The following is a 20557-nucleotide window of genomic DNA, read 5'->3' on the forward strand; positions in this document are numbered from 1 at the left end:
TGATCTACAAGGCTTTTTCGTTTCCGTCTGCGCCGGAAGTGGGGCGAATTATAGACAGATCACAGAGGCCGTCAACCGTTAATTTCAAAATCACCGAAATTGCCCGTTTCGTGATTGCCTATGTAGAAGGAAAAGCAAAGATTGCGCAATATATTGCCCATGCATCGATTGTTGCGCATCATGTTCGATTATCAGCGCCCGGATCACACCCAGGATGTACAACCAAAATGTCTGAGAAACCCCACACTATAGCGTCCGCCTTTTTCCCCCTAGGGCTGCTGATGATCGCCATGATCTCCATTCAAAGCGGCGCGTCACTGGCAAAGAGTCTTTTCCCCGTAGTGGGCGCGCAAGGCACCACGACCTTGAGGCTGGTATTTGCGAGCCTTATCCTTATCGCCATCCTGCGCCCATGGCGAGCGAATCTGACCGCAAAATCGCTACGCACTGTGGTGATCTACGGCATTGCGCTGGGCAGCATGAACCTCCTTTTCTATATGTCGTTGCAGACTGCGCCTTTGGGAATCGCGGTCGCGCTGGAGTTCACCGGTCCACTGGCTGTAGCTCTGCTGTCTTCGCGCAAGCCCATCGATTTTCTATGGGTTTCGCTGGCAGTCATCGGCTTATTGCTATTGATCCCCCTCGGGACCTCGAACGAAGCGATTGATCTGCTCGGCGCTGCGTATGCCCTGGGGGCCGGAGTGTGCTGGGCCGCTTATATAGTGTTCGGGCATAAAGCAGGTGCAGACAACGGCGTACAGACCGCCGCGCTTGGCGTAATGATTGCCGCACTCTTCATCGGACCTGTCGGCGTGATACACGCAGGCTCTGCATTATCTGACATTTCATTGGTACCGGCAGCGCTGGGTGTCGCCATTCTGTCGACCGCCCTGCCCTACAGCCTGGAAATGATCGCGCTGACGCGAATGTCGGCACGCACATTCGGCACACTGGCAAGCCTGGAGCCTGTCTTCGCAGCGCTGTCAGGTCTGGTGTTTCTTCACGAGAGCCTTTCACTGACCCAATGGCTTGCAATTGGCGCAATCATCTTCGCGTCCATCGGCGCCACCCTTGGTTCTGCAAACACAAAACCTCAATTGGTCCCTGCCGACTGAACTGACCAAGCAGTCACAAGGTCAAGAAGCGACATGGCACTAGCATTTGTTGAGCGCATGCGCCATGTTTACGCCTGACCTACTCATGTTCGAGAGTTTTGCGTCACAGTTTTACCGACTCATGATCCAGTCAACCGGATGGATCGCGATCAGCAATGGCCCGCTAAGGAAAGGAATGAAATACATTTTTATCGTATTGGCCATGTTGGCTGTGGCAGGTTGTGCAGCTACATCCAAACCCGTCAAGCAAAGCAAGCGCGGCATTCACATCAACTGCTCCGGCCTGACGTCTTCCTGGGCCAAATGCTATGAGCTTGCGACCAACGCCTGTGCGTCAAGGACGTTCAAGGTCATCGCAAAATCGGGCGATGCCACAGAAGAGCCGGAAGACTATCCGTTCGGCCTCAACCCCGCTGGTTATACCAGCCGCAGCATGATCATTGTCTGTAGAAAAAGCACGCCACTGACGGATCCGTTACCGCAGGACTGAGCCTGCGGTAACGCGCTTCGAGATATCAGACAGCGACCGTGCGTGCCTGCAACCACAACAGCGCTGTACCCTGCAGTAGAGGGCTCAATCGCGCAAGAACGTGAGCGTGGTAATCGTTCAACCAGGTGCGCTCTTCCTCGTTCAACATCGAGACCTCGATGCAATGCGTATCGATCGGGCAAAGCGTCAGGGTTTCAAAACGCAGGAACTCGCCGAAATCGGTAGTGCCCGCTTCCTGATTAATCACCAGGTTTTCGATGCGCACACCCCAGCGCCCGGGCCGGTAAGTACCAGGTTCAATAGACGTGATCATGCCTGGGAGCATTGCTGTCTGCGGCGTTGCAGGTGCCTGATAGGCAATAACTTGTGGCCCTTCGTGGACGTTCAGAAAATACCCGACACCATGCCCGGTGCCATGACCGTAGTTTACGCCTTCACTCCAGATTGGCGCTCGGGCAATGGCATCCAGCAACGGCGAAAGAATGCCTTTGGGAAAATGCGTGCGCGATAACGCAATAACGCCTTTGAGAACCCGCGTACAGTCCTGCTTCTGCTCGGCACTCGGCGTTCCGATCGCAACCATGCGCGTGATATCGGTGGTGCCACCAAGGTATTGACCGCCCGAGTCGATCAACAGCAAGCCATCACCTTCTATCTGCGCGTGCTCAGCTTCAGTCGCTCGGTAATGCGGCATCGCGCCGTTGGCATTGAACCCTGCAATGGTTGCAAAGCTGGGTGAAACATATCCCGGACGTCGCTCCCGTGCCTGAGTAAGCTTTTCATCAATCGTCACTTCGCTGATGGGCTCACGTCCCAGCGCGCTGTCCAGCCAGGCGAAGAACTCACAGAGTGCCGCACCATCCTGCTCCATTGCCTGACGGATATGACCGGCATCGGTCTCGGTTTTTTGCGACTTCAGCAGCGTACTCGGATTAAGCCCTTCGACCAGCGTGACTTCACTGTCCAGATAATCGAGCAAGCCGCAGGTAACACGCGCCGGGTCAACCAGCAGTCGTGCGTCTTTCGGCAGCTCGCGCAAGGCTGCGCCAATCTGCGTGTACTCCATGAGATTGATACCGTCGCGCTCCAGACGCGAACGCACCGAGTCCGGCACTTTCCGTGAGTCCACGAATAGCGTGACGCTATACGGGCCTATCAGGGCGAAGGCTATGAAAACCGGATTGTAGGAGACGTCAGCGCCACGCAGATTGAACAGCCAGGCTATGTCATCCAGTGTTGCGATGAAGTGCCAGTCAGCGTTTCGCTCGGCAACGATCTGGCGAACACGAGCCAGTTTTTCACCACGGTCCAGAGATGCCTGAGGAGGCAAGTGTTCGTAGATTGGGTGAGACGGCAAGGCGGGACGGTCCTGCCACAGCTCGGTGAGCAGATCGATATCCGTACGCAGGCGGGCACCGCGCGCGTAAAGCCTGCTTGCAAGAGTGCGCGAAGAGGCAACGGCCAGGACCGCCCCGTCAACGGCAACCACACTTTCGGCTTTGGCTTCGTCTGCCAGCCATTCAAGCGGACCCTGCTGGCCGGGCAACAGTTTTACCAGTTCGATACCGCTACCTGCCAGTTCCTTGGTTGCCTGCTCCCAATAGCGACTGTCAGCCCATATGCCTGCAAAGTCCTGGGTAATGATCAGTGTACCGACCGAGCCGTGAAAACCCGACAGCCACTGGCGCCCCTGCCAATAGCCGGGCAGGTATTCGGAGAGGTGCGGATCCGCTGACGGCACCAGATAGGCATCGATGCGCTCCCTGCTCATCAAGGCGCGGGTTTGCGCCAAACGTTCTGCCACTTCTGAACTGGCATTGGATTGCGTGCTCATTGACTCTCCTGCTGACCCGGAAATTGACTGCTTTCACCGGTTCAGATAATGGAGCACTCATCGAGACTGAGCAACCGCCCAGAACGCTGGCTGAATCAGACAGGCATGAATCGACTCGACCGCACGCTCGATATCCTGATCACGAGTGAAGCGCCCCAGGCTCAGACGTATGGTCTGGCCGGCAGCCTGCGGACTCAGTCCCAGAGCCAGCAGGACGTGTGAAGGCAGGTTCTTCGCCGAGTTACAGGCCGAGGTGGAAGAGAAGGCAAGTCTGTCGCCCAGCGCTGCTATGTCGAGATCGTTGTGGGTAAACGTAAAACTGAGGGTGTGGGCAATCCGCTGGGTGGGACTGCCGTTGATACACACCCCCGGAATATCGGCCAGTCGCTCACAGAGAAGACTATTGAGCCGCTGTATTTCAACAACTTCTTCTTCAAGCACTTCGGCCGCCAGGGCAAAGGCCGCACCCATCCCGGCAATCTGATGCGTCGCCAGGGTGCCGGAGCGCAGACCACATTCATGCCCGCCTCCGTGAATCTGGGCGAGAACCCGTTGCTGCGCGCGCGGGCCGACATACAGCGCGCCAATCCCTTTGGGCCCGTAGATTTTGTGTGCAGAAAGCGACATCAGGTCTACCGCGAGCTGACTCAAGTCAATCGGCAACTTGCCAGCGCCCTGCGCAGCGTCGACATGCAGCAATGCGCCGTGAGCCCTTACCCGCCTGCCGATTTCCGCGATGTCGTTGACTGTACCCAGTTCGTTGTTGACCAGCATCAGCGAGACCAGAAACGTATCATCGCGCAAAGCGGCACTGACCGCGTCGGCGCTGATCAGGCCATCGCTGTCCGGTGCCAGCCAGGTAACCTCGACGCCCTCTTCCTCAAGTTGCCGCGCAGTATCAAGGGTTGCCTTGTGTTCGATCTGACTGGTGATGATATGACCGGATCTGCCTCCGGCGAATGCTGCCTGCCTCTTCGCGCGTTCTTGAGCCACGCCCTTGAGCGCCAGATTGCTGGATTCGGTGGCACCGGAGGTCCAGATGATCTGCGAGGCCTGAGCACCTACCAGACGGGCAACCTGCTCACGGGCAATTTCTACCGCAACGCGGGCCTTTTGTCCGAATGAATGAGCGCTGGATGCAGGGTTGCCAAAATTGCCTGACACACCCAGACAATCGACCATGACCCTGATAACACGCTCGTCCACAGGCGTAGTGGCGGCGTAATCAAAATACAGCACTGGCTCTTTCATGTTCGTTCTCCTGCCTGCAGTCCATGAACACGATCATGCACCAAACCGAATAGAACAAAAAATTATTAATTGATATTTAAATAGATCAATTGGAAATATAAAGAGGCGCAGATTGTAAAATCCAGCGACTTTATTGACGTCTTGCAAAGCACGTTCAGCGTGTCATTTAAATACACCTGCAAGATGATATTTTTTTGACACACTTATGAATCATATAGTTATAAAATCTGCTCTACCATTTATCAAAAATATAACAGAAATCTGACGAAATAATTTGACAGATACCCTGCCGCGACCGATATATAGGACCGTCAGGCGCATTCCGTTGTCACGCACATGCCGCAGAGCATGGCGTCGGGATAATCAAGCCGAAGTCGACCGCGGTTCCGTCCCACGCTGTCAGTTATTTCCACGGTGCTCATCAGGCGCCGGCGGATGTCTGTTGACTCCCCAATCTATTTTTAAAGTGCTGAACGCGTTCGGTGTGGCGGTAGCGTTGCCTGAAGCAATGCAGCGCCTGCACGCAAAAAAAGATGTCCGGTCACGCACTCGGCAACACCCCGATTCAGAGAAACATGGAGGCTTCGATGATTAATGTGACCAAGACGTATCTGGGTGATATCGACCAGTTCAAACGCTACGTCGAAGGTATCTACGCCCGTGGCTGGCTGACCAATCACGGCCCGCTGGCCAAGGAACTGACGGACCGGCTCAAGGACTATCTGGGCGTCAAACACATTATTCTGACCAACAATGGCACCCTGGCCCTGCAGGTTGCCTATCGGGCTCTGGGGTTGAGCGGCAGCGCTGTTACAACGCCATTCAGTTTCGTCGCCACCAGCAGCTCGCTGCAATGGGAAGGTATTCGCCCGGTCTTTGCCGATATCGATCCGGACACCTGGAATATCTCGCCGCAACACATCAAACGCAGCATCGTCGAAGACACCACAGCAATCGTGGGCACCCACGTGTTTGGCAATCCTTGCGACGTAGAAGCCATTCAGCAAATTGCCCGTGAACATAAGCTCAAGGTGATCTATGACGGCGCACATGCATTTGCCGTGCGCCATGCAGGCCAGTCGGTGCTCAACCATGGCGATATCAGCACCCTGAGCTTTCACGCCACCAAACTGTTTCACACGATCGAAGGCGGCGCGATCATCACCAACGACGACGAACTGGCCAGAAGCGCCCACCTGATGTGCAACTTTGGCATATCGGCAGTAGACCGAATCGACGGCATCGGCATCAATGCCAAGCTCAATGAATTCTCCGCAGCCATGGGGCTGTGCATTCTCGACAACATAGGCAACATCCTTGAAGAGCGCGCGCAAATCGCTCACCGCTATACGTCAGCGCTGGAAAGCTACCTGGATCTGCAAAACCCCCAGGCCGACAGCGAACTCAATAACAGCTATTACCCGGTGGCGCTGCGTAACGAGCAACAGCTGTTGACGGTGCGCACCGCGCTCAACCTGCGCAAGATCAACCCTCGCCGCTATTTTTACCCCTCACTGGACACCCTTGAATACCTGCAGCCACAGCCCGGCCAGCCTGTGTCCAGAGCATTGAGCGAACGAGTGCTGTGCCTGCCGATCTATCCCGGCCTGCTGAAAAGCGAGCAGGACCTGGTCATACGCACGCTGATCGAAACCTGTGCTGTGACAGATATGGACTACCCGGCTTGCTCCGCTGCCAGGGTCTGCTGACTATCATGCGTGACACAAGCCCGGTCATTCGCAGCCGTTCGATCATTCGCAACACCGTCCTGAACTACAGCGGACAGGCCTATGTAATGTTGGTCGGGATTCTGATCATGCCGTTTTATCTGGGCCATCTGGGTGCCGAGGCCTACGGCTTGATCGGTTTCTTCACCCTGCTGCAAGCCTGGCTGCAACTGCTGGACGCGGGACTGTCTCCCAGCCTGGTGCGCGCAGTGGCACATCAGCAAGGCACTCCCGTGAGCGAGAAAAGCCTGGGCCGTCTACTGCGCTCATTCGAACTGATATTTCTACCGATCACGATGCTCTGCGGCCTGCTTGTCCATGTCGCCAGTCCCTGGATCGCAGCACAATGGTTGAACGCCAATACGCTGCAACCCGACACTCTGGCGCATTGCATCACCTTGATGGGCATCGTCATCGCCTTGCGCCTGTATTCGACACTCTATAAAAGCGCCATTCAGGGCCTTGAGCAGCATGCCTGGCTGAACGCTGCCAATGTGTCGATTGCAACGCTGCGCTACTTCGGCGGCTTGCTGCTGGTCAGTCAGTTCTCCCGAGACCCACAAGACTTTTTTGTATTTCAGCTCGTGGTCGGGCTGCTCGAAGCCCTGCTTTTTGCCAGCAAAGCCCGCAGGCTGATGCCTGCGCCGCGTTGGCTGACCGGCCTGGACTGGCAACTGATCAAGCCGCTGCTGCCCTTCGCCGCCAGTCTGTCGTTAAGCGCAGTGCTGTGGATTGTGCTGACTCAGGTGGACAAGGTGCTGCTGTCGAATCTGCTGCCACTGGACCAGTACGGCTACTTCTCACTGGTTGCGTTGATCGCCACGGGCATCGTGATGCTGAGCAACCCGCTGGTTCAGACGCTCTTGCCGCGCCTGACTGTGTTGGTGGCCGAAGGTAGGCGCGACGACATGCACACGTTGTTTCTGGCAGCCAATCGCCTTGCCTGTACCTTTCTGTTCCCTCTGGCAGGCGTAATTGCCCTGTATGCCGAGCCGCTGATTATCGCCTGGACGGGTGATCACACAGCTGCGCGCTGGAGTGGACCGGTGCTGGGCTGGTACGCGCTGGGCAGCGGAATCATGGCTGCCAGTGCTTTCCAGTTCTACCTGCAATACGCCTATGGCCAAATGCACTTGCACCTGTGGTACAGCGTGATTTCGACACTGATCAGCGTGCCTGTAATGTTCGTGGCTATCCATTATCAAGGCGTTTACGGCGCAGCGCTGGCGTGGTTTTTTCTGCGTGCGACGTCCTTCGCCATATGGCCCGTCATCGTCCATCGGCACCTGGCACCGGGCCTTCATCGCCAATGGTTGAGCGACATTCTGCGGATCAGTGCGATGACCGCTGCGGGCCTGGCGATCAGCGCGCCTGTGTTCCATCTGATTGCCGATGAAAGCCGTGGCAGCCTGCTGCTGGCGCTCGCCGCCAGCGGCCTTGTCACTCTGGCACTGGTGGCGGCAAGCCATGGGCCGCTAGCGTCAAAAATCTATGTTTTGTTCAGCAAACCGAGTACCTGAGCCATGGACGACACTGCAAAAAATACCGACGAGGCCTGCATGGCACCGCCGTTGCTGAGCATCATATGCCCCGCCTACAACCAGGAGGCCTTCATTGCTCAGGCACTGGACGGGTTTCTGTCACAGCAGACCGATTTCAGGTTCGAAATCCTGATCAACGACGATGCATCCACGGACAGCACTGCACGCATCATTGCGCACTACGCCGAGCGGTATCCGACGATCATTCGGCCCTTCTATCAACAGGTCAACCAGTACAGTCAGGGCGCACCTTGCGTTCCGGGCCTGTTCGCCGAAGCCCGCGGCCGTTACATCGCCTACTGCGAAGCCGACGATTACTGGACTGATCCGCGAAAGCTACAGTTGCAAGTGGACTTTCTCGAGAGCCATGCCGATTACGTCATCACCTATCACGACGCGTTCGCCTTCGACGAATACGGCCAGTATGGCGTGCAACTGCAAGGCCTGCTGCGCAGCGACGCTACGGCGCTGGAGCTGCAACAGGCCAGACGCCTGTCGACCCTGACCGTCTGCTTTCGCAATGTGTTCAGCACAATACCGCCCGAATTGAGCATGTGCGGTGCACCGTTGAACGATATGTGCTGGTGGTCATTGCTGGGGGCCTACGGCAAAGGCAAGTTCATGGCGCAGATCAAGCCGGCTGCCTATCGGCTGCACCCCGGCGGCGTGTTTTCCATGCGCAGCGACAAACGCAAATTGCATATGAACCTGCAGACCTGTTCAAGCCTGGCCAACTATTACAATCGTCTGGGCAATCAGCCCCTGTACGAACACTTCCTGATGCAGACGGTGTGCCTCTCGCTGGCCGCGCTCGCCCCCCGCCACAAACTGCAGACGTTGTGGAAAGTGGCCGGCAATGTTGTCGTCAACCTGAGCAGACGCCTGTTCCAGACCAGTGGCAAAGCACATGTTCAGTAACGTACTGGTGTTGTGCGTCGGCAACATCTGCCGCAGCCCGATGGCCGTCGCGATACTGCATCAACGCCTGGAGGCCACGCAGGTGCGCGTTCAGTCAGCAGGCATCGCCGCGCTGTCAGGTTCGTCCATCGACCCGGCGGCTCGGCAGGTTCTGCAAACGCACCGGGTACAGCCGCAGCGCCATGCAGCTCGGCAGATGAGCCGTGATCTGCTACGCCAGGCCGACCTGATTCTGCTGATGGAGCAGGCACATTTTGCCGACGTCCTCAAACTCGCACCCGAAGTACGCGGCAAAGCCTTTCTGATCGGTAAATGGCAACACCCGCTCGACATCGCCGACCCTTACCGACGTCCCGCATCAGCCTTTGAACAGACCTACACGCAGCTCTCACGCTGCATTGACGACTGGCTTCCTCATTTTCAGTCAGGAGCAACAGGATAAATGACCGTCATGAACCGTCCTTCGCTGGATTTCCACCAGGACTCCCGGATTGATCTGGCAGCGGTCCTGCGCATGCTGTTCGATCACAAAGCGCTGATCCTGTGGACCGTCAGCCTGTTTTTTCTGATCGGTCTGGGCTATGCCATTCTGGCCACTCCGGTGTATCAGGCCACCGCCATGATCCAGATAGAGCCCCGAAAAATCGGCATCGAGGGCACCCCGGAGGTCAGCGCCAAGCCATTGTCAGTGTCGCAGGCGACCACCGAGATCGAGCTGATCAAGTCGCGCGCATTGTTGGGCAAGGTCGTCGACGATCTGAAGCTCAATACGCTGCAGACACCTGATTTCTTTCCGGTAATCGGCCCTTACCTATACCGTACCTTCAAGCCAGTGCGCGACGGTGAATTGGCTAAGCCGTTATTCGGCCTGACGCAATACGCGTGGGGTGGCGAGAAAATCGAGGTATTCCAACTGGAGGTGCCGGAGCACCTGCTTGGCGAAAAACTCACCCTCACCGCAGGTAAGCCTGGCCAGTTCTCGCTCTACGACAACGAGCACAATCTGCTGCTTGGCGGCACCATCAACCGCATTGTCGAAGGCAACGGGGTGAAGATTCAGGTCGCTGCGCTGCGGGCGCGTCCCGGTACCGATTTCAGTGTCTCCAGACAGCGCACGCTCAGCACCGCGCTGGTTTATCAGAACCGGTTGAAAATCGCCGAAGCAGGCCGGGACTCGGGCATCATCTACCTGTCCATTGAGGACCAGGACGCACAGCGGGCCAACCGGATTCTCGACGGAGTCAGCCATCTTTATGTACGCCAGAACGTGGAGCGCAGTTCGGCCGAGGCCGCGCAGCGGCTGCAGTTTCTACGCTCGCAGTTGCCTGCCGTGCGCAAACAGCTGGAGGACGCGGAGACTGCGCTGAACACCTTCCAGACCAGCGCCAGGTCGGTGGACCTGAGCATCGAAACCAAAGGCGTGCTTGATCAGGTGGTCAGCCTCGACTCGATGCTTTCCGAACTGAAACTCAGGCGTGTAGAGCTGGAACGGTTGTACACCCGTGAGCACCCGACCTATCGCAGCCTGATGAGCCAGATGAACCAGCTGGAACAACAGAAACAAGGCCTGTTGAAGAAGATCGATGCGCTGCCCATGACCCAGCAGGAGTTGCTGCGTCTGACCCGCGATATGCAGGTCATCAGCCAGACCTACACATTGATGCTCAACAAGAGTCAGGAGCAGGACATTCTGCGTGCTGGCAGCATTGGTAATGTGCGGGTCATCGACAACGCCGACACCAATGTCGAGAAACCCGTCAAACCGATGAAAACGCTGATTGTGCTGATCGCCACGCTGATCGGCGCACTGGTCGCGATGACCATCGTATTCGTGCGCCAGGCGTTCTATCGGGGCATCGAGAGCGCCGAAGTCATCGAAAGTCTGGGTATGCCGGTCTACGCATCACTGCCCCATTCGCGTCAGCAGGAACGCCTGGAAAAGCGCGATCAGGACAGCAAGGATTCAAGACTGCTGAGCATTGCCGCACCCGGCGAGCTGGCCATCGAATCGCTGCGCAGCCTGCGTACCAGCTTGCACTTCGCCATGCTGGAGGCGCGTAACAACGTACTGATGATATCCAGCCCGACACCAGGCGCCGGCAAATCGTTTGTATCGAGCAATCTGGCAACCATCATTGCCCAGACCGGCAGGCGGGTTCTGCTGATCGATGCCGATATGCGCAAAGGCTACCTGCATCGGCTCTTTGGCCTGCAGCCCAAACACGGTCTGTCCGACACGCTGGCCGCCCGCTTGCGGTGCACCGAAGTCATCCATCAGACGCGGGTCCGGCATCTGGATTTTATGTCCTGTGGTTTCGCGGCACCCAACCCCTCGGAACTGCTGATGCATGACAACTTCAACAGGATGCTGGCCGAATTGTCGCCGCTGTATGACCTGATCCTGATTGACACGCCACCCATCCTCGCTGTGACCGACGCGACGCTGGTGGGTCGCCAGGCAGGTACCTGTCTGCTGGTTGCTCGTTTCGGCATGACCACCGCCCAGGAAATCGAAGCCTGCAAGCGCCGCCTGGGCCAGAACGGAATTCTGATCAAGGGTGCCATTTTCAACGCGGTGGTGCGCAAGGCCACGACGTCCGATTACGACTACGCGGCCTATGGCTACAACTACCACCCTGCGCCCCGATAACCCGTATTGACGCCTGCCGTTCACTGAGCTGTTTCATTTAAAAGGAATTAATCATGGCCCTCTCCGCCCAGGAAGCTCGCTGGTATCTGATCCAGACCAAACCGCGTCAGGAAGCCCGCGCCGAAGAGCATTTGCGACGCCAGCATTTCCAGTGCTACCGACCGCTGCAGGTCGATGTGAAAAAAACCGCTGCCAGGGTTCAGGCCGACGAGCCTTTGTTTCCCGGTTACCTGTTCATTCAGATGGATCAGGTACAGGACAACTGGTACCCGATTCGCTCCACACGCGGCGTCTCGCGCATTGTGACGTTCGGCGGGCACCCGGTGCCGGTCCGCGATCATCTGATCGAGCAGATCCGCCAGCGACTCTCCACACCTGCGCCCAAAGCACGATTTATTCAAGGTGATCCGGTAATGATCACGACGGGCAGTTGGAGTGATGTGGAAGCCATCTTTCTGAGCGGAGACGGTACCGAGCGTGCGGTGATTCTGCTCAACATGCTGCAACGCCAGCAAAAAATGGTGTTGCCCATCAGCAGCCTGTCAAGGGTCGAAGCCCGCGCGTAAGGCCTGCCGCACCTGTAGGAAACTGCCCAAGGCGTGTGCCTGAAACATGCGTCTCAGCCTGCTTAACCAGCCCCGGAACCACACCATGCCCCACCAGATCACCCTGGTGACGCTCACCTATGGTGACCGTTTCAGCTATCTGCACATATTGATCAGCCGCTCACTGGAGAGCCCGCTAATTGGTCGTGTGATCATTGTCAGCAACGCTTCTATCGCACCATTGCAGGCGCTGTGCGATGAGTGGCCCGAGCGGGTTCAGGTGATCTGGCTGCCTGACAACACCGGCTCGGCCAACGGCTATTCGACAGGCATCAAGGCCGCGCTGGAAAACGGCGACGATTACATCTGGCTGATGGACGACGATAACGCGCCGACCACCCATGCCATTGAGGTGCTGCACCGGTCTTTGCAAGAACGGGAAACGGTCGACGGCCAGGACAATTGCGCAGCGCTCGGCTTTCGCCCCACGCATCAAGCGGACATCGCCGCGGGTGTACCGCTGCGTTACGCAATTCAGCGGCGCTCAAGCTTCTTCGGCTTTCACATCGCCCAGTTGCCATACAAGATCTGGCGACGCCTGCCCTTCGGAAAGCCCGGTGCCAGCGTGCCCATGCCGGAACGGGTGCAGCTCCCTTTCGCCACCTACGGGGGGTTACTGGCCCATCGCAGCCTGTACAAGAAGATCGGACTGCCACTGGACGCGCTCAAGCTGTACAGCGATGACACCGAATACACCTGGCGCATTACCGACGGTGGCGGGAAGGTATTTCTGGTCCCCGAAGCGCTGCTGGAGGATCTCGAGGACTCATGGAACATCAAGGCGCGCACCCGCAACGTCTATGAAAGCTACTTGTCGGGCGGATCGGACCTGCGCGCTTATTACGCCGCGCGTAACCAGGCGTGGTTCGACAGGCATATCTGGGCGTCCTCCCCACTGCTCTATCAAGTCAATCGCCAGGTATTTCTCTGCCTGTTGAGCCTATATGCCTGGCGCTATGACGCCGATGCGCGCCTGAACCTGCTCAACGACGCCATTCACGACGGGGAAGCCAGCGTGCTGGGCCTGAACAAGGCCTACCCGCTATGAAGATACTGTTTATCAGCAGTCTTTATGCGCCCGATATCGGCGGCGGCGCAGAGATCATTCTGCAACGTACTGTCGAGGGCTTGCAGCAACGTGGACACAGCGTCGCCGTGCTGGCCACCACTGATCGGCCCGGCCTGCAGCTGGCAGAGGTCAATCGGGTCAAGGTCTATCGCGCCGGCCTGCTCAACCGGTACTGGCACTTCATCGCCCAGCGTCCGGGCCGTCTGGCGCGGCTTGCCTGGCACTGGCGCGATCGCTACAACGCCGGCATGCGCGAGTACGTGAGGCGAGTGGTGGAACTGGAGCAGCCGGAGCTGGTGGTGTGCCATAACCTCACCGGCTGGTCGGTGTCGGCGTGGGACGAAATAACCGGGGCCAATCGCCCGATCGTGCAGGTCCTGCATGACTTTTACTTGCTCTGCCCGGCCAGCACCATGTTCAAGAAGGGTCATAGCTGTCAGCGCCAATGCACGATGTGCTCGCAGTTGCGCAGCAATCATGCACAGCTGTCAGAACAGGTCGACACGGTCGTGGGTGTCAGCCGCTTCATGCTCGACACCTTGCAGGCGCAGGGCTATTTCAAAGGCGCGCGGGGTTACGTAGTGCATAACGCCAGCCCGTTCACTCCACCGATTTCGGGGCAGCCCAAGGCACCCGCCGATGATGCACCGTTGCGCTTCGGTTACCTGGGCACGCTGTCCACAAACAAGGGGCTGGGATGGTTGATTGATCAATTTCAGCATCTGCCGTTCAAAGCCACCCTGCAGATTGCCGGGCGTGGGCAGGCATCTGATGAAAAGCACTTCAGGGCCATGGCCACATCACCGGACATCAGCTTTGTCGGCGTCCAGAAGCCCGAAGACTTCTACCGCCAGATCGACGTGGCAATCGTCCCCTCCCTGTGGAATGAGCCGTTCGGCATGGTGGCCGTCGAGGCCTGCGCACACGCCCTGCCCGTCATCGCCAGCCGCATGGGCGGGTTGACGGAAATCATCCAGGAACCTCTAAACGGTCTGCTGTGCAATCCCGATGACCCGGACTCGTTGGGGTTGGCAATGCTCAAGCTGCACCAGCAACCGGAACTGCTGGCACGCCTCGGCAGCCAGGCACGCAACAGTGTCGCGTCGTTAATGAGCCTGGACCTGATGCTGGACCAGTACGAAAGCATCTTTGCCCAGACCCTGCAGGACCGCCGTACATACGTCACACAGTAACGGGGCGCAATCTGCCCCATCAAGCCCGTTCAAGGACAGAACCTGGCACCAGCCAGATCACCCTCATCAGCAGGATGCTCGAGATGATTGTCATCAATTCACGGTTCCTCACCCAGGATGTCAGTGGTGTACAGCGTTACGCAGAGCAGATGTGCAGAGCCCTGAAGCGGCTGCGCGACGATCTGGTATTCGTCGCTCCGCGCACCATCAGGCTGCATGACTGTGCCAGCGCACTGGAGGCCCAGTGCATCGGTCATTCCACCGGGCATATGTGGGAGCAGATCGACCTGCCGCTTCACCTGAAACGTCAGGGCAGCCCGCTGCTGATTTCAGTCAGCAACACAGGGCCAATGTTCTATGGCAACCAGATAGCGACTCACCACGACATCACCTATGTGCGCTATCCGCAAAGCTACACCCGGCTATTCCGCCTGGCCTATCGGACCATCACCCCGATTCTGCTGTCACGCGCCAGAACGCTGATCACCGGCAGCAACTTCTCGCGAAGGGAAATAACCTCGTTCTATGGCTACGCCGAGGACAAGGTGCTGGTCGTACCCGCTGCGGTCAGTGCCGAATTCACGCCGGGGCCGACACCTGTCGATCAGCCGAAATACTTGCTTGCAGTTTCCTCACCCGCCGTACACAAGAATTTCAACCGGATGATTCAGGCATTTCTGAGTTTGCGTGGCCACACCGACCTGCAACTGCATATCGTCGGCGCAGCCAGCGCACTGTTCGCCGACCCTGATCTGCAACACCTCGCCTGCCGTGACCCGCGCATCCGTTTTCTGGGGCGACTCAGCGATGCCGAGCTGATCAGCCAATATCAGGGTGCCGTCGCGTTCGTATTTCCTTCGCTTTACGAGGGGTTCGGCATTCCGCCGCTTGAAGCCCAGGCCTGCGGTTGCCCGGTGCTGGCCGCCAATGCCGCTTCGATCCCGGAAGTCCTGCAAGGCAGCGCATTGTATTTCGACCCGCTTGACGTCAGCCACATGGCCGCAGCAATGCAGCGCGTGCTGGTGGATGCGCCGTTGCGCAATGCGCTGCGTGCTCAGGGGTTGCATAACGTGCAGCGTTTTTCCTGGGACCTTTCCGCGCAACGCCTTTCCCAGCGTATCGATGCGCTGCTGGAGTCTGCTCCTGCGTCGCAGAGCAAGCGCCATGTCGTACCCGAGTCGTCCGCAGGCAAACCCTGAACCCACAACAGTAACGCCAGCATGCGCCCTGTCGCATCCGCAGTAGCGCGGGCCATTACAGCAAGGAACGCCCATGAGAATTGCTATTGTCCACGACTGGCTGGTGAGTTACGCCGGTGCCGAGCGCGTGCTTGCTTCCCTGATAAACATCTGGCCCGATGCGGATCTGTTTGCAGTCATCGACTTTCTCAGCGATCAGGACCGCGCGCAGCTACGCGGCAAGGTAGCCAGAACAACGTTCATCCAGAAACTTCCCGGCGCGCGCAAACATTATTCACGCTACCTGCCGCTGATGCCGCTGGCCATCGAGCAACTGGACCTCTCCGGCTACGACCTGATCATCAGCAGCAGCCACGCAGTGGCCAAGGGCGTGCTTTGCGGCCCGGACCAACTGCACATCAGCTATGTGCATTCGCCAATTCGCTACGCCTGGGACTTGCAGCACCAATACTTGCAGGAATCAGGGCTGGGCAAGGGAATCAAGGGCAGTCTGGCGCGCCTGGTCCTGCATTACATGCGCCTGTGGGACCAACGTACGTCGACCGGTGTGGACGCATTCATTGCCAATTCGGGCTTTATCGGCGCACGCATCTCGAAGGCGTATCGACGTGACTCCACCGTCATCTATCCGCCAGTGGACACGCTCGGTTTCACCCCCCAAGGCGCGCGTGGGGACTTCTACCTGTGTGCCTCGCGGATGGTGCCCTACAAGCGCATGCCAATGATCGTCGAAGCCTTCGCCGCCATGCCGGACAAACGCCTGATCATGATCGGTGACGGACCGGACCTGGCCAAGGCGCAGGCCATTGCCAGGCAGGCGCCTAGGGTCTGTTCCCGTTTCACATTGGCAGCCACAGAAAAGCGCAGGCCATTGCTATGACGCTTTCATAGTTTCTCTTGAGTTTGTCGAACCGAGAAGCCGCCGCCCGGAAATGCTTCAACCGGGCAAAGGCGTTTTCTACGAGATGTCGATTGCGATATAACCCTTTGTCCAGATCTGCGTTCCCTTTCAGAGAATTGCGCTTTCGTGGAATCACCACTTTGCTGCCTTGCTGCTCGACCTGAGCGCGTATCGCTTCAGTGTCGTAGCCCTTGTCCGCAATGATCACTTCTGCATTGGGCATCTTGGCAATCAACGAGGCCGCCTGCGAACAATCATTGGTCTGGCCTCCGGTCACGTCAAATGCAATGGGCAGCCCACAAGCGTCTACAGCCAGGTGAATCTTGCTGGTGTTACCGGCTCGGCTTTTTCCGATGGCCTGGTCCTGCGTGCTGGCAGCACCTGCACTGTGCTGATGAGCCTTTACATAACTGCCATCAATGAAAACCCACTCCATGTCAGGATCGGTCATCAGCACCTCAAGCACCTTGACCCACTTGCCTGAAGCAGACCAGGCATTGAACCGCTTGTAGACCTTGCTCCAGTTTCCAAACGCTTTCGGCAGGTCTCGCCAAGGGCAACCCACACGCATGCGGTACAGCATGCCTTCAACCGTGGTGCGCAAATCTCGCTTGTTGTAGATCGATTCGTGCAGCAAAATTTCTCGAAGCTTCGGCCAGTGCTCATCACTGAGCATTAATCGGGGCATTGCAGGCTCGTATTGGTGTTGTGTGAGAACTCCAACAATACGGGCCTGTTCTCATAGAGATCAATGGGTTACGTCGAAACGGGAACAGACCCTAACGTAACGCTGCTGGGTTTCCAGCCTGGCGCGGTACTGCTGGAACATATGCGCAGCGCCAAGGCGTTCGTCTTCGCCGCCGAGGAGGATTTCGGCATCAGCCCGGTTGAAGCCCAAGCCTGCGGCACGCCGGTAATCGCGTTCGGCAAGGGCGGCATCATGGAGACCGTGCACGGCCTGGATCAACCGCAACCGACCGGCGTGCTCTACCGGCAGCAAACCGTGGCAGCGCTGAGCGCCGCCATCGGCGAGTTTGAAGCTGCGCAATCACGCATCTCGCCGCAGGCCTGCCGGGCCAACGCCGAACGGTTTTCGGTGGCGCGTTTCGAGCAGGAGATCAAAGCCTTCGTCGAGAACCGTCTGGCCACCTCGCATCTTGTGCATCTGGCTCGCCTGCCCCACCCGCACCGCGTCGCTCAACCAGCGCCGGTCCCGGGCAGCGAACTGCCAGGCCGTGTCGTCCCCATAAAAACCGTCTGAGCGAGCCCCTCCAATGCGCACTTCCGTCCGCGGCATTCTGCATGCCCATCAGTCAGCGCTGTCGCTCGCCCATCGTCTGCTGGACCTGATTATCATCGTGTTGATCGGTTACTGGCAAACCGGGCTGCAGGTCAGCGACAGCATCGAGGCCTGGTCGCACATCATTCTCGCGGTACTGGTATTTCACTGGGTCAGCGAATATCACCAGCTATATGGTTCATGGCGTGGCGAGCGCATCCTGCGCGAATTGACCAAGGTTTTCAGTTACTGGGCGATGACCTTCATCACCCTGCTGTCACTGAACAGCCTGCTGCTCAACCAGACGCAATTGCCCGATAACGGCCAGATGAGCTGGTTCGCCCTGGCGCTTGCGGTGCTGTGCGGCTATCGACTGCTGATCCGCCTGGCCCTGCACAGGCTGCGTCGGCACGGCTTCAATACGCGCAGGGTGGCAATTGTCGGGACCGGCCAGGTCGGTGAGCGACTGGCGCGTTCCATCTCCCTTGCGCCGTGGATGGGGCTGAACCTGCTGGGGTTCTACGACTCGCATCCGCAGCAGATGAATCTGCTGGCCGAAAAACGCCGTCTGCCAGTGCTGGGTGATCTGGACCAGTTGATCGAAGATGCCCGCGCAAGCCGGATAGACAAGGTGTACATCACCCTCGCGTTCAGCGCCGAGCCGCAATTGCGCGAGCTGATTACCGGCTTGAGCGACACCACCGCCTCGGTGTACCTGATTCCCGACGTGTTCATGTTCGACCTGCTGCATGCCCGCAGTGAAAGCATCAATGGCCTGGCCAGCATCAGCATTTTCGATTCGCCCATGGACGGTGCCTGGAGCCTGGTCAAGCGCGCCGAAGACATCGTCCTGTCCAGTCTGATTCTGCTGCTGATCGCCCTGCCGTTGCTGGCCATCGCTGCGGCCATCAAGCTCACCTCTGCGGGCCCGGTGCTGTTTCGCCAGCGCCGCTACGGACTGGACGGCCGTTCGATCATGGTCTGGAAATTTCGCAGCATGAACGTTCAGGAAAACGCCGATGTGGTGCTTCAGGCAACGCGCAATGACGCACGGGTAACGCCGCTGGGGGCATTTTTGCGGCGCACTTCGCTGGATGAACTGCCGCAGTTCTTCAATGTGCTGCACGGCGACATGTCCATCGTCGGCCCGCGCCCTCACGCCATCGCCCATAACGAGCAGTACCGCAAACAGGTCAGCGGCTACATGTTGCGCCACAAGGTCAAACCCGGCATCACCGGCTGGGCGCAGATCAATGGCTGGCGCGGTGAAACCGACACACTCGACAAGATGCGCATGCGCGTGGAATTCGACCTGGAATACATCGAGCACTGGTCGATCTGGCTCGACCTCAAAATCATTCTGCTGACGCTGTTCAAAGGCTTCGTCAACAAGAACGCATTCTGACGCTTCCCCTGAGTGAACGAACGCGCCGAAATTCGTCGGTACGCCGAAAGAAAGGAGCAATGCCATGAAAGGAAAAACCCAATGAATCCAAGGTTAGTTGCTTTACTGCTCACCAGCCTGGCGCTGCAAGGCTGCGCATTCGCCCCGGGGCAGCACATGACCCCGGACGACGTTACCACCGTTAAACCAGACGAACCCCGGGCGCAACTGGTCGAGGTCACACCGAAAAGTCTTCAGCAACAGCAACAACGCGCCACCGCAGATGCCAAGGCACTGCCGCAGGCGCTGCTTGACTACAAGACTCCGGAATACGTGATTGGCGCTGGCGATACCTTGCTGGTCACCGTGTTCGAACACCCGGAACTGACCGCGCCAGGCTCGCAAGACCAGCTGGATGCCAACACCCGGGAAGTGCTGAACGATGGCACGCTCTACTTCCCCTACGTCGGACGAATCCGCGCGAGCGGCAGAACGGTGAGCGAAGTGCGCGAGCAGTTGCGCATGGGGCTGGCGCCGCAATACACCGAGGTCAAGGTCGACGTCAAAGTGCTGCGCTACAACAGTCAGCGAATACTCCTGTCCGGTTCCTTCAAAGTGCCCGGCCCGCAACCCATTACCAACATTCCGTTGAGCCTGGTGCAGGCCGTGAGCGTCGCGGGCGTCGACCTGACCGATGCCAACCTCGCCGGTCTGACCCTGCGCCGCGATGGCCGCGATTACTTGATCGACATCGACTCGCTGAACCGCAAAGACTCGCAACTGAGCAGAATCTTCCTGAAGGATGGCGATTACCTCCACTTGAACAGCAATTCGCGAAACAAGATCTACGTGCTGGGCGAAGTACGTAACCCGCAAGTGATCTCCTTCGGCACCACCCGCCTGACGTTGCTGGAGGCGCTGGGCAACTCCGGCGGCCTCAGCCCGGACAGCGCAGATGGCGATGCGGTGTATGTGATACGCGGTGCGGAAAACTTTGCCGAAGCGACCTCCACCGTTTACCACCTCAATGCCAGGAAGCCCACCGCCTACCTGCTGGCGGGGCAGTTCGAGCTCAAGGCGCAGGATGTGGTATTTGTCGGCCCAGCCGATATCACCCGCTGGAGCCGATTCATCAGCCAGTTGCTCGGTTCGGCCAGTGTGGTGCAGACCGGAGCAGCGTTCCGCAACTGACTCTGACGTCGCTTTGAAAATCTTCCTGCAAGCAGTTTTGCGGGAATTTTTTTGGCCCGCCGAACAACGCGAAACTGTTGCCTGAGCAACAGTCGTTCAACAGTTGGCTGGCTTTTCGTCAGCATGGCAACGCCGCACCATCGGTATGAAAAGCGCGCAAGCCCAATGCCTGCGGGCCATCACCGGACCTTGCGAAGGCTGGCACACAAG

16 protein-coding genes and 2 pseudogenes are annotated in these 20557 nt (G+C 58.1%); 15 read left to right on the plus strand and 3 right to left on the minus strand.

All coding sequences use genetic code 11. The features are described 5' to 3' along the window. The first annotated feature begins 227 nt into the window (after positions 1–227). Entirely contained in the window at positions 228–1115 is an 888-nt protein-coding gene (gene rhtA, locus AC4ANK_RS17175; RefSeq protein ID WP_460385181.1) for a threonine/homoserine exporter RhtA, read from the plus strand. Positions 1116–1290: 175 nt separating this feature from the next. Continuing rightward, positions 1291–1605 (plus strand): hypothetical protein, encoded by a 315-nt coding sequence (locus AC4ANK_RS17180; RefSeq protein ID WP_002554031.1) that lies wholly within the window; start codon positions 1291–1293, stop codon positions 1603–1605. Positions 1606–1630: 25 nt separating this feature from the next. Here the strand turns inward: AC4ANK_RS17180 and AC4ANK_RS17185 are convergent, their stop codons facing one another. Both AC4ANK_RS17185 and AC4ANK_RS17190 read right to left on the minus strand, forming a co-directional pair. After that, complete coding sequence (locus AC4ANK_RS17185) at positions 1631–3439, minus strand: aminopeptidase P family protein (protein WP_002554032.1); 1809 nt, start codon at positions 3437–3439, stop codon at positions 1631–1633. Positions 3440–3496: 57 nt separating this feature from the next. Then, on the minus strand, positions 3497–4690 hold the full coding sequence (locus tag AC4ANK_RS17190; RefSeq protein ID WP_002554033.1) for a cysteine desulfurase family protein: 1194 nt from the start codon (positions 4688–4690) through the stop codon (positions 3497–3499). A gap of 587 nt (positions 4691–5277) precedes the next feature. Between AC4ANK_RS17190 and AC4ANK_RS17195 the strand changes: the two genes are divergently transcribed. The 10 genes and pseudogenes from AC4ANK_RS17195 to AC4ANK_RS17240 form a co-directional block, all read left to right on the plus strand. Beyond that, entirely contained in the window at positions 5278–6399 is a 1122-nt protein-coding gene (locus tag AC4ANK_RS17195; protein ID WP_031594893.1) for a DegT/DnrJ/EryC1/StrS family aminotransferase, read from the plus strand. Between the two features lie 5 nt (positions 6400–6404). Beyond that, positions 6405–7937, plus strand: coding sequence for a lipopolysaccharide biosynthesis protein (locus AC4ANK_RS17200; RefSeq protein ID WP_002554034.1), 1533 nt, complete (start codon positions 6405–6407; stop codon positions 7935–7937). A gap of 3 nt (positions 7938–7940) precedes the next feature. Beyond that, positions 7941–8876: a glycosyltransferase family 2 protein gene (locus AC4ANK_RS17205; protein ID WP_002554035.1), complete on the plus strand. Its 936-nt coding sequence runs from the start codon at positions 7941–7943 to the stop codon at positions 8874–8876. Beyond that, positions 8866–9318 (plus strand): low molecular weight protein-tyrosine-phosphatase, encoded by a 453-nt coding sequence (locus tag AC4ANK_RS17210; RefSeq protein ID WP_002554036.1) that lies wholly within the window; start codon positions 8866–8868, stop codon positions 9316–9318. The genes AC4ANK_RS17205 and AC4ANK_RS17210 overlap by 11 nt, the downstream gene beginning before the upstream one ends. After that, positions 9319–11526 carry a polysaccharide biosynthesis tyrosine autokinase gene (locus AC4ANK_RS17215; RefSeq protein ID WP_060410126.1) on the plus strand — a complete coding sequence of 736 codons (2208 nt, stop codon included), beginning with the start codon at positions 9319–9321 and terminating at the stop codon, positions 11524–11526. A 53-nt stretch (positions 11527–11579) separates the two neighbouring features. Next, complete coding sequence (gene rfaH / locus AC4ANK_RS17220) at positions 11580–12092, plus strand: transcription/translation regulatory transformer protein RfaH (protein WP_002554038.1); 513 nt, start codon at positions 11580–11582, stop codon at positions 12090–12092. Between the two features lie 85 nt (positions 12093–12177). After that, positions 12178–13179, plus strand: a complete 1002-nt coding sequence (locus AC4ANK_RS17225; protein ID WP_460384919.1) for a glycosyltransferase — start codon at positions 12178–12180, stop codon at positions 13177–13179. Next, on the plus strand, positions 13176–14393 hold the full coding sequence (locus tag AC4ANK_RS17230) for a glycosyltransferase family 4 protein (RefSeq protein WP_002554040.1): 1218 nt from the start codon (positions 13176–13178) through the stop codon (positions 14391–14393). Before AC4ANK_RS17225 ends, AC4ANK_RS17230 begins: the two co-directional genes overlap by 4 nt. An 83-nt stretch (positions 14394–14476) precedes the next feature. After that, entirely contained in the window at positions 14477–15592 is a 1116-nt protein-coding gene (locus AC4ANK_RS17235) for a glycosyltransferase family 4 protein (RefSeq protein ID WP_002554041.1), read from the plus strand. A 73-nt stretch (positions 15593–15665) separates the two neighbouring features. Next, positions 15666–16421: pseudogene (locus tag AC4ANK_RS17240) on the plus strand (glycosyltransferase); the annotation flags it as partial. Between the two features lie 10 nt (positions 16422–16431). On the opposite strand, the gene AC4ANK_RS17245 reads toward AC4ANK_RS17240, so the two are convergent. Beyond that, the gene (locus AC4ANK_RS17245) at positions 16432–17181 is read right to left on the minus strand and encodes an IS5 family transposase (RefSeq protein WP_460382697.1); all 750 of its coding nucleotides are present in this window, start codon (positions 17179–17181) and stop codon (positions 16432–16434) included. Between the two features lie 90 nt (positions 17182–17271). On the opposite strand from AC4ANK_RS17245, the pseudogene AC4ANK_RS17250 reads away from it, so the two are divergent. From AC4ANK_RS17250 to AC4ANK_RS17260, 3 genes and pseudogenes are all read left to right on the plus strand, one after another. Continuing rightward, positions 17272–17754: pseudogene (locus AC4ANK_RS17250) on the plus strand (glycosyltransferase); the annotation flags it as partial. A gap of 13 nt (positions 17755–17767) precedes the next feature. Next, positions 17768–19177: an undecaprenyl-phosphate glucose phosphotransferase gene (locus AC4ANK_RS17255; RefSeq protein WP_031594891.1), complete on the plus strand. Its 1410-nt coding sequence runs from the start codon at positions 17768–17770 to the stop codon at positions 19175–19177. An 81-nt stretch (positions 19178–19258) separates the two neighbouring features. Next, positions 19259–20347, plus strand: coding sequence for a polysaccharide biosynthesis/export family protein (locus tag AC4ANK_RS17260; protein ID WP_002554045.1), 1089 nt, complete (start codon positions 19259–19261; stop codon positions 20345–20347). Positions 20348–20557: the final 210 nt, after the last annotated feature.

This window comes from Pseudomonas sp. Pmew2 (assembly GCF_058129885.1).